This is a genomic window from Pseudoduganella sp. jia 12, from assembly GCF_055502675.1.
On record NZ_JBUXKP010000005.1, the window covers coordinates 379,681 to 392,936 of the forward strand.

Consider the following 13,256-nt stretch of genomic DNA (forward strand, 5'->3'; position numbering starts at 1 on the left):
GCAGGAATTGTTGGGACATATAAACAGAGCTGTACCGGTGCTGGCGGATCCGCCAAGACGGTTTCGCCTAAGCTTTTCTACCGAACAAGCTTACTAAATGAGGAAATACAAAAATGTTGAGAAAAACTGTTCTGGCCCGTGCGCTGCAGGTAGCGTTTACGGCAGGCGCACTGTCGATGGCGGTTGCACCGGCGGTCATGGCACAGTCGAACGCCGCAGGTGTTGTATTTGGTAACGTCACTCCTGGTAGCGGCGATTCCGTCCTGCTGAAGAACACCGACACCAACGCCAGCCGTACCGCTCCGGTCGATGCCAGCGGCAACTTCCGCGTCACCAGCCTGCCGATCGGTAACTACACCGTCACGCTGCAAAAAGGCGGCACCAGCGTCGGCACCACACAGCTCGAAGTCCTGGCTGGCCAGGGTACCGAAGCCGCCTTTGCTACCGGCGGTATCCAGGCCGTGCAAGTGACGGGCCGCCGCAGCCGCATCGACGTGTCCACGTCGAACAACGGCGCCACCTTCACTGCCAAGGAACTGGCCCGCCTGCCGATCCAGCCAAGCGTGGCATCGATCATCCAGCTGGCCCCGAACACCACCCGTGCCGACTCCCGCTATGCCGCGGGCGCTTCGTTCGGCGGCGGCGGCGCTTCGGAAAACGCCTACTACATCAACGGTTTCCCCGTCACCAACCCGCTGACGCAGCTGGGTGCATCCGAGCTGCCGTTCGGTGCCATCGCCCAGGCGCAGGTGCTGACCGGCGGCTTCGGTGCCGAGTTCGGCCGTTCGGTCGGCGGCGTGGTCAACATCACCACCAAGAGCGGTAGCAACACGTGGGAAGTGGGCGGCCAGGCCAGCATCGAGCCGAAGAGCTGGCGCGCCAGCTACAAGGACCTTTACTACGGCAATACCGGTGCGGAGCGCAATGCCGCTACCGACGGCACGCTGTACCGGCGCTTCAGCAACCGCGAGCGCACCGAGAAGATCTACGGTGTCTACGCGGGTGGCCCGATCATCCAGGACAAGCTGTTCGTGTTTGCCGCCGTCGAGCAGCGCAAGTACGAAGATGATTTCGTGCTTGGTATCCGCACCGCGTCCAACCTGAACACGCTGGGCTGGGAATCGGACCGCGACACGACCACCCGCTACCTGGCCAAGTTCGACTGGAACATCACCGACAACCATCGCATCGAGGCCACGTTCATCGGCGACGAAGCGAAGACCGACCGGTCGCTCTACGGCTACGACTATGCGACCAACACGCGTGGCGCTTTGACCGGCTCGCAAAGCTACAAGAACAACGAAGACTTCACGCCTTCCGTGGGTGGCGACGTCAAGGTGCTGCGCTACGTGGGCAATATCGGCGACAACCTGACGGTGTCCGCACTGTATGGCGAATCGAAGACCCCGAACTACGCCAAGTACAATTCCGTGGGCACCGTGCCCGGCGACCTGTTCCAGGTGAGCTCGTCCAGCAACACGCGCTACCCGGGCCTGAACTATTCCAGCCCGCAGGTTCTGAGCGGTTTCGTGGCTGCCGGCGAATCCGAGAGCCGTATCCGCTCGAAGCGTCTGGACCTGGAGTACAAGCTGGGCGATCACACGCTGCGCTTCGGTGTCGACAACAACACGCTGACTTCGGCCAACGCCGGCGAAGTGTACGGCGGCGGCGGCCTGTGGACGTACCAGCGCACGGCCAACCCGAATTCGCTGCTGAACTTCGGCGGCACCCGCGTGGCCGTCGCCAGCGGCGGCGGCCTGGGCACCCAGGGCTACTACGTGACGCAGACCATCTTCGACTCGCGCACCAGCGCCGCGTCGAAACAGGATGCGCAGTACCTGGAAGACCGCTGGCAGGTCACGAAGGACGTCCTGGTGACCCTCGGCCTGCGCAAGGAAGGCTTCCAGAACCTGAACGGCGACGGCCAGGTGTTCCTCGAGCCGAAGGACATCGTTTCGCCGCGCCTGAACGCGTCGTGGGACGTGAAGGGTGACGCTTCGCTGAAAGTGTTCGGTAGCGCCGGCCGTTATGCGCTGCAGATCCCGACCCACCTGGCCGTGCGTGGCGCCAGCCGCTCCACGTTCACACGCCAGCAGTTCACCTACAGCGGCACCGACCAGTACGGCCTGCCGACCGGCCTGAACCCGATTTCCGGCGTCTACTCGACCAACAACGAGCTGGGCCAGGAAAAGGACATCAACTCGGTGGCGGCAAAGGGCATGAAGCCGACCTACCAGGATGAAATCACGCTGGGCTTCGAGCAGGTCATCACGCCTGCGCTGACGGTGGGCGCGAGGGGAACCTATCGCGACCTGAAGGCCACGATCGACGACCAGTGCGATGCACGTCCGTTCGTTGCCTGGGCAGACGCGCACGGCATCGATTCGTCGGGCCTGTCGTACGGTTGCGCTTCGTTCAATCCGGGTCGCGACAACACGTTCCTGATCGACTTCGCCGGCGACGGCCAGAAGTACGAAACGGTCAACCTGACGGCGGCCGAGCTGGGCTTTGAAAAAGCCAAGCGCACCTACGTGGCCATGGACCTGTTCGCCGAGCATCCGTTCAGCAACGGCTGGTATGGCCGGATCAACTATACGTGGTCGCGCAGCCGTGGCAACACGGAAGGCCAGACCCGTTCGGACAACGCGCAGACCGACGTGGCCGCGACCTCGACCTGGGACACGCCTGAGCTGATGGTGAATTCGTACGGCCTGCTGCCGAACCACCGCAAGCACCAGATCAAGGCGTTCGGCTACTACGAGGTGACGCCTGAATGGCTGGTGGGCGGCAACTTCCTGGCGGCTTCCGGCCGTCCGCGCAGCTGCTTCGGCCAGGCGCCCGACATCGATGGCGACTACGACTACGGTTCCGTGTACTTCTACTGCGACGGCAAGGAAACGCCGCGCGGCACGTCCGGCAAGCTGCCTTGGGATATCCGCCTGGATGCGAACCTGATGTACCGTCCAGCCTTCCTCAAGGGCTTGACCGTGAAGCTGGACGTGTTCAACGTGTTCAACAAGCAGACCGCGCAAACCATCAGCGAGACGCAGAACGTGGACTACACCACGGACGTGCTGCCGACCTACGGCCGTGTGATCAGCTACACCGAGCCGCGCGCAGTGCGCCTGGGCGTGGAATACAACCACCGCTTCTGATCGGTTGACGTTGTCATGAAAAACGCCGGCGCAAGCCGGCGTTTTTTTATATATGCCCCAAATGCGGTTCAATTGTTCCGGCGTGGGGACGATGTCGTAAAACACGAAAACACGAAACAGGGTACGCACCTCCGTGCCAATGGAAACCGCGCGTTGAACAGCTCATCAGCGGCACCGCTGGATCTTGCCCGGAAACAGGGGTACGTCCCCAGTTTTTCTGGTGGTTAAGCCCACACCCCGCCCAGCATCGCCACCGCGGCCAGCGCCGCCGTTTCCGTGCGCAGCACGCGCGGCCCCATCGTCACCATCACGGCCCCGGCACGCACGGCCGCATCTTCTTCCTCGTCGGTAAAACCGCCTTCCGGCCCCACCATGATCGTCACTGCCTGCGGGCCACTGGCGCGCGCCCAGTCCACCAGCGACGATGTCCCCCGTGGCGACAGCAGCAACCGCGGCCCGCTGCCGTCCGGCGTGCCGATCCAGTCGCGGAACTCGGCCGGTTCGGCCACGGTGGCCAGCCGGTTGCGACCGCTCTGTTCGGACGCGGCCACGACGATACCGCGCCAGTGTTCCAGTTTCTTGACGGCCCGCTCGGCGGACAGGCGCACCACGCAGCGCCGCGCGGCCAGCGGTTGCACGGACGTCACGCCCAGCTCCACGGCCTTTTCCACGATCCAGTCCATCTTCGTGCCTTCGGGCAGGCCCTGCGCCAGGGTCACGGCGTAAGGCAGCTCGATGTCGCGCGGCTCGAACGCGCCCAGCTCGGCCGTTGCCCGCTTCTTGCCGACCTCGGTCAGGACCGCCTCGTATTGGCCGCCGGTGCCGTTGAACAGCGTCAGCGTGTCGCCCGGCGCCAGCCGCACGACGTGGATGTGGTGGGCGACCTCGGCGGGCAGGTCGAGCAACTGGCCGGCCGCGAGGGGGGCGTCGATGTAAAAGCGTGGCATCGTGATCTATATAAGTCCAAAATGCACTGATTTTAAGCGGCCGCGCCGGCCTCTGGTAAAATAGCGGGCTACGCAGCCAAGGCGGTTTCAGCATGGTGTCAGTTCGGTAGTGAGGCACGCACCTGCTCGAGACGGCTTGCAGCCCCCGGAATCCCCAACCTCCCGCACCAACTGATATGAACGCTAAGCTTCCCCACACCCAGATGGCCAACGCGATCCGCGCGCTGGCGATGGACGCCGTCCAGAAAGCCAACTCCGGCCACCCAGGCATGCCGATGGGCATGGCCGAGATCGCCGTCGCGCTGTGGAGCGGCCACCACCGCCACAACCCGGCCAATCCGGACTGGGTCAACCGCGACCGCTTCCTGCTCTCCAATGGCCACGGCTCGATGCTGCACTACGCGCTGCTGCACCTGTCCGGCTACGACGTGTCGATGGACGACATCCGCGGCTTCCGCCAGTTGCATTCGAAGACGCCGGGCCACCCGGAAGTGGACATCACGCCGGGCGTGGAAACCACCACGGGCCCGCTGGGCCAGGGCCTGGCCAACGCGGTCGGCATGGCGCTGGCCGAGTGGCTGCTGGCGAACGAATTCAACAAGCCGGGCCACGACGTGGTCGATCACTACACGTATGCCTTCGTCGGCGACGGCTGCCTGATGGAAGGCATCTCGCACGAAGTGTGCTCGCTGGCCGGCACGCTGGGTCTGCGCAAGCTGATCGCGCTGTACGACGACAACGGCATCTCCATCGACGGCAAAGTCGAAGGCTGGTTCACCGACGACACGCCGAAGCGCTTCGAAGCCTACGGCTGGAACGTGATCCGCGACGTGGACGGCCACGACGTGACCGCCGTGGATGCCGCCATCGAAGCTGCCAAGAAGGCCGACAAGCCCACGCTGATCTGCTGCAAGACGATCATCGGCAAGGGTTCGCCGAACCTGCAGGGTGGCGACAAGGTGCACGGCGCCGCGCTGGGCGACAAGGAAATCGCCGCCGTCCGCGAATACATCAGCTGGGGCCACGAGCCGTTCATCGTGCCGGAAGAAGTCAACACCGCGTGGAACTTCAAGGACAAGGGCGCTTCGTACGAAACCGAATGGAACACCAAGTTCGACGCGTATGCCGCCGCCTTCCCGGCTGAAGCCGCGGAACTGAAGCGCCGCATGAACGGCGACCTGCCGGCCAATTTCGACGAGACGCTGAAGGCCGCGATCGCCGCCACCGTCGAGAAGAAGGAAACCATCGCCACCCGCAAGGCATCGCAGAACGCGATCCAGGCGCTGTCGGCGATCCTGCCGGAATTCCTGGGCGGCTCGGCCGACCTGACCAGCTCGAACCTGACGAACTGGAAAGAGTCGACCAACATCCGTTCCGGCAAGCCGGGCAACCACGTCAACTATGGCGTGCGTGAATTCGGCATGAGCGCGATCATGAACGGCGTGGCCCTGCATGGCGGCTACATCCCGTTCGGCGCCACGTTCCTCACGTTCTCCGACTACAGCCGCAACGCGCTGCGTATGGCCGCGCTGATGAAGCAGCGCTCGATCTTCGTGTTCACGCACGATTCGATCGGCCTGGGCGAAGACGGCCCGACCCACCAGTCGGTGGAGCACGTGTCGTCGCTGCGCCTGATCCCGAACCTGGACAACTGGCGCCCGGCCGATACCGTCGAATCGATGGTGGCATGGGGCGAAGCGGTCAAGCGCAAGGATGGCCCGAGCACGCTGATCTTCTCGCGCCAGAACCTGCCGTTCAACGAGCGTACCGAACAGGCCATCGCCGACATCGCCAAGGGCGGCTATATCCTGTCCGATGAGGCCGATGCAAAGGTCGTGCTGATCGCCACCGGTTCGGAAGTGGAACTGGCCGTGAACGCCGCGGCCACGCTGAAGAGCGAAGGCATTCCGGCCCGCGTGGTGTCGATGCCGTCGACCGACGTGTTCGACCGCCAGGACGCCGCCTACAAGGCCAGCGTGCTGGGCAAAGGTATCCCGCGCGTGGCGATCGAAGCCGGCGTGACCCACTTCTGGTACAAGTACGTGGGCCTGGAAGGCGCCGTGGTCGGTATCGACACGTTCGGCGAATCCGCGCCGGCCAGCGTGCTGTTCAAGCACTTCGGCTTCACGGTCGAAAACGTGGTTGCGAAAGCAAAAGCCGTAGTTAAAGCATAACCTTCGCTGCATAAAGAGATATCGACGACCCCGCTCAAGTAGCGGGGCGTTGCATAATAAAAACCGTTTTTCTTTAAACAGGAGTACATGTAATGACGATCAAGGTAGCTATCAACGGCTATGGCCGTATCGGCCGCAACGTGCTGCGCGCTTTCTACGAAGGCGGCAAGAAGCAGGACATCCAGATCGTGGCCATCAACGACCTGGGCAATGCGCAATCGAACGCGCACCTGACCCGCTACGACACGGCCCATGGCAAGTTCAACGGTACTGTGGAAGTCGACGGCGATTTCATGATCGTCAACGGCGACAAGATCCGCGTGTTCGCGCAGCGTAACCCGGCTGAAATCCCATGGGGCGAGCTGGGCGTGGACGTGGTGCTGGAGTGCACCGGCTTCTTCACCACCAAGGAAAAGGCTTCGGCCCACCTGAAGGGCGGCGCCAAGAAAGTCATCATCTCCGCACCGGGCGGCAAGGATGTCGACGCGACGATCGTCTTCGGCGTCAACGAAGGCGTGCTGAAAGCGTCGGACACCGTGATCTCGAACGCATCGTGCACCACCAACTGCCTGGCCCCGCTGGTCAAGCCGCTGAACGACGCGATCGGCGTGGAAACCGGCCTGATGACCACCGTGCACTCGTACACCAACGACCAGGTGCTGACCGACGTGATGCACGAAGACCTGCGCCGCGCCCGTTCGGCCACGCAGTCGATGATCCCGACCAAGACCGGCGCCGCCGCCGCGGTCGGCCTGGTACTGCCGGAACTGAACGGCAAGCTGGACGGTTTCGCAATCCGCGTGCCGACCATCAACGTGTCGCTGGTCGACCTGTCGTTCATCGCCAAGCGCGACACGACTGTCGAAGAAGTCAACCAGATCATGAAGGCCGCTTCGGAAGGCGCGCTGGCTGGCGTGCTGACCTACCAGACCGAACCGCTGGTCTCCGTCGACTTCAACCACAACCCGGCATCGTCGAACTTCGACGCCACGCTGACGAAAGTCTCCGGCCGCCTGGTCAAGGTCTCGTCGTGGTACGACAATGAGTGGGGCTTCTCGAACCGCATGCTCGACACCACCGTCGCGCTGTTCAACGCGAAGTAATCGCTCCCGCAGCACCCGCAAAAAGGCGCCTCCCGGCGCCTTTTTTATTGCCTCTCGGCGAAACTGGGGACGTACCCCTGTTTTAAAGAAATATGCTTGGCATAAGTGCCTCTGGCTGAGAATTGCCTGGAAACAGGGGTACGTCCCCAGTTTTTCTGCATGGTAAGTGCGAAAAAAAGCCCCGCCGGCGCGAGCCGGCGGGGCTTTGTCATGCGGCGTGGAGCTTAGAAGCTGTACGAAGCGCGCAGGTAGAACGTGCGGCCGATCGCCGAAGCGAAACGCGGGTCGTAGCCGGCCTGGAAGGTGTCTTCCTGGTAGGACAGCGGCGGGTCGCGGTCGAACATGTTGCGCACGCCGAACGTGACGGCGTAGCCTTTCGGCTGCGTCCACGACAGGTAGCCGTCGATCGTGGTGTACGACGCCACGCGGTGGTTTTCCACGAACGCGTTGTCCGCGTCCAGGTAGCCCGACTTGTAGTTCGCGGTCAGGCCGGCACCCAGTTCACGCAGGCTCCAGCGCACGTTGGCGGTGTTCTGCCAGCGGAACACCGGGCCGGTGCCGCGGTAGGCGCCCAGGCGCTCGATCCATTCGCCGCCTTGCGACGTCTGGTACTTGAAGCCGTGCACCCAGGTGCTGTTCAGCGCGAAGTTGTACGTGCCGAACGCATCGGTGCGCAGGCGGTACTGGGCGGCCAGGTCGACACCGTGGGTCTTGATGTTGCCCAGGTTCTGCGTGCGCAGGTCGACATAGCCGCAGTTCGTCGGCGTCACGCACTGCGAGCCGTCGATCGACAGGTTGCCGGCCGCGTTGCGGTGGTACAGCGCCGCGTATTTCACGGCGTCGGCGAACACGTCATCCTCGGACAGGCTGTCGATCTGGTGTTCCAGCTTGATCGCCCACAGGTCGGCCGACAGCGTCAGGTTCTTCACGCCTTCGTAGACGATGCCCAGCGTGGCGTTCGTCGACTCTTCCGGATCCAGGTTCTGGTTACCGCCCAGCAGTTTCTGGAATTGCACGCGGCAGTTCGTGGCCGAGCCCTTGCCCGGGATCGGCGTGCCGTTCGGGCAGTTGATCGGATCGTTCTGCGTGGACGTGTTGGTGTACGTCTGCGACGCGTTGACTTCATACAGCGACGGCGCGCGGAAGCCCGTCGAGTACGAACCGCGCACCAGCACTTCCGGTGCCGGCTGCCAGCGGAAGCTGAACTTCGGATTGGTGCTGTTGCCGAAGTCGCTGTACTTGTCGTAGCGTACGGCGGCCGTCACGTCCAGCGTCTGCAGCAGCGGCACGTTCAGCTCGGCGTACGCGGCGTACACATTGCGCGAACCTTCGTTGTAGGCCGTCGGGTCGATACCCGTGCTGGCCACGACTTTCTCGGCGTACTCGGTGTTCGAAGCCTGCATGAAGTGCTCGCGGCTCGCCACACCGCCAATGGCCAGGGCGGCGGCACGGCCGGCGCCGAACCAGTCGGTCAGCTCGCGGCTGGCGTTGACGTCGAAGGTCTTGGTGGTGCCCTTGGCGTTCTGGATGTTGCCGTTCAGCGCAGCGCCCAGGATCAGGTCCATGCCGGCCGCGCTCTGCTCGCCGAACGGGTTGATCACGCCATCGAGCACGCCTTGCGTGATGATGTCGCCGTTGCTGTAGCCGTTCAGGTTCACCTTCACCTTGTTTTCGTTGTACGACAGGGCGGTCTGGTAATCCCAGCCAGCCACGTTGCCGGACAGCGAAGCGACGAAACGCTGCTGGCGGTTGATGTTTTCGTCCGCGCGGGAACCGCCCGGCAGGTTACGCCACATCACGTTGATGTAGCCGGGCTGGGCGCCTTCCGGCAGGTCGGATGCGCCGAAGTTCGGATCGAGCGGAATGTTCCGTGTGATGGCGCCCGGATTGCCCGGGTAATACGGGTTCAGCGCGCCGTTGGCCAGCCGTGGGTTCATGATCAGGCCGCCGTAGGGTACCGGCGCGATCGCGCTTTCCACCTTGCTGCGGCTGATCAGGTATTCCAGGCCCAGTTCATGGTTGTTCGACAGCTTCAGCGTGCCCTTGAACAGGCCCGTGGCGCGCTCGGAGCGCGGCACGTAGTCGACGAAGCTCGACGTGGTCATCCGGCAGCTGGTGCCGTTCGGCACCAGGTTCGGCGCGCTCGTGCAGTCCGGCGCGGCCGGGTTGCCGGAATCGCCTTCCTGGTAGTAGTTCGCGGGGCTCGTGCTGCCCGACAGGCCGCCGGCATAGCGCGTGTTGAAGTCGCGGTCCAGGCCGCCGATGGCGCGCTGCTTCTGGAAATCGCCCACGGCGAAGAAGTTCCAGCCATCCGTGTCCAGGTCGCCGAAGCCCAGGCCGATATTGGTGTTCAGGCTCTGGCCGCCCTGGTGGTGCGGCGAATCGCCGCCCACGGTCACGACGCCGCCGGTGAAGTCTTTTTTCGTGATGAAGTTGATCACGCCGCCCACGGCGTCGGAGCCATACAGCGACGAGGCGCCGTCGCGCAGCACTTCCACGCGCTCGATCGCCGCGAACGGGATCATGTTCAGGTCGGGTGCCGAGCTGTCGAACGCATTGTTCGCCAGGCGGCGGCCGTTCAGCAGCACCAGCGTCTTGTTTTCGCCGATGCCGCGCATGTCGGCGAACGAGGCGCCGCCGGTGCCCAGGCCCACGACCTGGCTGGTGCCTTGCGTGGCCTGCATCGCCGCCACGGTGGACAGTACCTGCTCCACGGTGGTAATGCCTTCGGCCTTCAACTGGTCCATCTTGACCACGGTGATGGGTACCGCGGTTTCCGCATCGATGCGCTTGATCGCCGAACCGGTGATCTGCACGCGCTGGATGGGCTGGTCCGCTTGCTGGGCATGGGCCGGGATCGCCAGCGCACTTGCCAGGCCGGCGGCGCAGATCAGCCGCACCGAGCGGGACAGGTTTGTTTCTTTCATCGGGTTTTTCTCCAGAGTTGTCACGAACCGCCCCGGGACGTGCACAGGACGATCTTGCATCTGACAACGCGGCCTTAACGTTAGTCAACAATAATCTAACGTTAATTATTACTTTCGTGTTACATACAACAATTACGTAAAGTTTTGTTATGAATTGTATGGCGATGTAATGGGATTATTCCCGCGTCACTGGGCCGTGTTGTCTTCGCCGAAGATATCGTTCCACAGGCGCCGCACATTCTGGGCATGCAGCATGACCCGCAGCGGATCCACGCGCGACTGCTCGCCCCCCTGTAGCCGGATCTGGTGCTGCAGCTTGCGCATGGCGCGGTAGGCGTCGCCCACCTCGGCGGCCAGTGCCGCATCGACCAGCCCCAGCTCCGCGCAGATCCGCAGCAGCGCGATATTGCCCCGGTTCGCCGTCAGTTCGCGGTGCCGGCCGGCATGCTGGAGGACGAGGTACTGCACGATGAACTCGATGTCGATCATGCCGCCCGCATCCTGCTTGAGGTCGAAGCTTTCAGGGCGGCTCGGGTGAGCGTCGTGCATGCGGCGGCGCATCGCCCGCACTTCCTGCTTCAGTTCCTCGCCCGTCACGCGGGGCTGGCGCAGCACCTCGCAGCGAATATCCTCGAAGCGCTGGCCGATCGCGGCATCGCCGGCACCGAAGCGGGCGCGCGTCAGCGCCTGGTGTTCCCACACCCACGCCGACTGTTTCTGGTAACGCTCGAACGCCGTGACCGACGACACCAGCATGCCGCTCGCGCCATCGGGGCGCAGCGCCGTGTCGATGTCGAACAGGATGCCGGCGGACGTGTGCGTGGTCATCCAGGTGATGAAACGCTGCGCCAGCTTCGCATACAGGCCGGGCGCTTCCTGGTCGTCGTCGTCGTACAGGAAGATCACGTCCAGGTCGGAGACATAGCCCAGCTCCTTGCCGCCCAGCTTGCCATAGGCGATGACGGCGAAGCGGGGCACTTCCCGGTGCCGCTTCGCCACCGTTTTCCACGCGGCCTGGACCACGGCCGCCACGATCACGTCCGCCAGTTCGGACAGGTAATCGGCCAGCTTCTCCACCGTCAGGTCGCCGGCCAGGTCCTGCGCCAGCAGGTGGAACAGCTGCGCGTGGTGCACTTCGCGCAGGATGTCGAGCTGGCGCTCCGTGTCGCCTTCATAGACGGCCAGCTGGCCATCGAGGTCCTGCGCCAGCGTTTGCGGATCGAACACGGCGTTGCGGATGCGGTCGTCCAGCAGCTCGTCCAGCAGGATCGGGTGCTGCGTGAGGAATGTGGCGGCCCATGCGCTGGCGTGCATCATGCCGATCACGCGTTCCAGCGTGTGCGGGTATTCCGTCAGCAGCGACAGGTAGGAGGAGCGCCGCGCGATCGCCTCGAGGAAGTCGAGCAGCCGGCCCAGCGTGCCGACCTGCGTGCCGACCGGGTTGTTCTCGGCGGCCCGGGCGATCTGCGGCAGGGCGGCGTTGATCAGCGCCACGAACAGCTGCCGGCTCGCTTCGGGCATCGATTGCACGCGCGGCGCCTGCCACGTGGCGATCAGCCGGCGCGCCGCGGCGGATGGATTGTCGTAGCCCAGGCTGGCGAAGCGCGATTCGATCGCTTCGATGTTGTCGGGATCGGCGCACTCGTTGCTGGTGGCCGGGTCGATCTCGTCGTCGCCGGCCTTCTCGGCGAACATCGCATCGAACTGCTCGGCCACGAAGCGGCGGTGGCCATCCAGCGCCGCCATCAGCGTGGCGGCGTCGGTCAGGCCCATCATGCGCGCCACGGTGTCGCGGTCGGCATCGTTCGGCGGCAGGGTATGCGTCTGCGCATCCTCCAGGTACTGCAGCCGGTGTTCCAGGTTGCGCAGGAATGTGTACGAATCGAGCAGGCGTTCCACGATGTCGGCCGCCAGCAGGCCCTTGTCCGGCAACTGGCGCAGCGTGGCGCGCGTGGAGCGGTCACGCAGGCTCGGGTCGCGCCCGCCGCGGATCAGCTGGAACACCTGGGCCAGGAATTCGATCTCGCGGATGCCGCCGCGGCCCAGTTTCACGTTGTGGCTGCGCTCCGGGTGCAGCCGTTCCTGCCGGTTCACCTCGGCGCGGATCTGCGCGTGCATCGTGCGGATGGCGTCGATCACGCCGAAGTCCAGGTAGCGGCGGAAGCAGAACGGCCGCACGATCCCATCGAGCGCCGCGATATCCTCGGGCCGGCCGGTCACGGCCCTTGCCTTCACCCACGCATAGCGTTCCCACTCGCGGCCCTGCACGATCAGGTACTGTTCCACCATGCCCAGGCTGGCCGCCAGCGGCCCGGAGCCGCCGTTCGGGCGCAGCGCCATGTCGACCCGGAATGTAAAGCCATCCTCGGTGATCTCCGCAATGGCGGCGATCAGCTTTTTACCGAGCCGCACGAAATACTCGTGGTTCGACAGCACCCGCTGGCCCGGCGCCGTGGGCACCGTGTCGCCGTCTTCCGGGTAAACAAAGATCAGGTCGATGTCGGACGACACGTTCAGCTCGAAGCCACCCTGCTTGCCCATCGCCAGCACGATCAGTTCCTGGGCCACGCCGGACTCGCTTCCGGTGGGCACGCCGTGGGCCGCGCGCATCTCGGCGTCGGCTTCCGCCAGGTGGGTGCGGATCGCGAAATCGGCCAGCCGCGTCACCGCCGTCACCACTTCGTTCAGGTCCGCCAGCCCCTCCAGGTCGCGCCGGATCAGGCCGGCGATCAGCAGGTTGCGCAGGCGGCGCATGCCGCGGGTTGCCGGCAGCGCGCCGCCTTCGCGTTCGACCGCCAGCAAGGCCTCGAGGTCCGCACTGTCCAGCGGCTGTTGCACCAGCGCGTCGATCTTGGCCTGGCGATCGGGCGCGGCCGCGAGCCAGCGCTGGTAAAAGCGGGAGTCGGAGACGGAAGAGGAATTTGGCATGAAGAGAGCGAGAAGGGGAGAG

The 13,256-nt window shown here is 64.4% G+C and carries 6 protein-coding genes; 3 read left to right on the forward strand and 3 right to left on the reverse strand.

What is annotated here, in order from left to right; translation table 11 throughout:
* Positions 1 to 113: 113 nt before the first annotated feature.
* Complete coding sequence (locus ACY65G_RS13845; RefSeq protein WP_464997934.1) at positions 114 to 3,155, forward strand: TonB-dependent receptor; 3,042 nt, start codon at positions 114 to 116, stop codon at positions 3,153 to 3,155.
* Between the two features lie 224 nt (positions 3,156 to 3,379).
* Here the strand turns inward: ACY65G_RS13845 and ACY65G_RS13850 are convergent, their stop codons facing one another.
* Positions 3,380 to 4,102, reverse strand: coding sequence for a 16S rRNA (uracil(1498)-N(3))-methyltransferase (locus ACY65G_RS13850; RefSeq protein ID WP_464997935.1), 723 nt, complete (start codon positions 4,100 to 4,102; stop codon positions 3,380 to 3,382).
* Between the two features lie 176 nt (positions 4,103 to 4,278).
* On the opposite strand from ACY65G_RS13850, the gene tkt reads away from it, so the two are divergent.
* Positions 4,279 to 6,276, forward strand: coding sequence for a transketolase (gene tkt / locus ACY65G_RS13855; RefSeq protein WP_464997936.1), 1,998 nt, complete (start codon positions 4,279 to 4,281; stop codon positions 6,274 to 6,276).
* A gap of 92 nt (positions 6,277 to 6,368) precedes the next feature.
* Entirely contained in the window at positions 6,369 to 7,379 is a 1,011-nt protein-coding gene (gene gap / locus ACY65G_RS13860; protein WP_464997937.1) for a type I glyceraldehyde-3-phosphate dehydrogenase, read from the forward strand.
* 224 nt (positions 7,380 to 7,603) lie between these two features.
* Here the strand turns inward: gap and ACY65G_RS13865 are convergent, their stop codons facing one another.
* Together ACY65G_RS13865 and glnE are read right to left on the reverse strand one after the other, a co-directional pair.
* Positions 7,604 to 10,306, reverse strand: a complete 2,703-nt coding sequence (locus ACY65G_RS13865) for a TonB-dependent receptor (RefSeq protein ID WP_464997938.1) — start codon at positions 10,304 to 10,306, stop codon at positions 7,604 to 7,606.
* 186 nt (positions 10,307 to 10,492) lie between these two features.
* On the reverse strand, positions 10,493 to 13,234 hold the full coding sequence (gene glnE, locus ACY65G_RS13870; RefSeq protein WP_464997939.1) for a bifunctional [glutamate--ammonia ligase]-adenylyl-L-tyrosine phosphorylase/[glutamate--ammonia-ligase] adenylyltransferase: 2,742 nt from the start codon (positions 13,232 to 13,234) through the stop codon (positions 10,493 to 10,495).
* Positions 13,235 to 13,256: the final 22 nt, after the last annotated feature.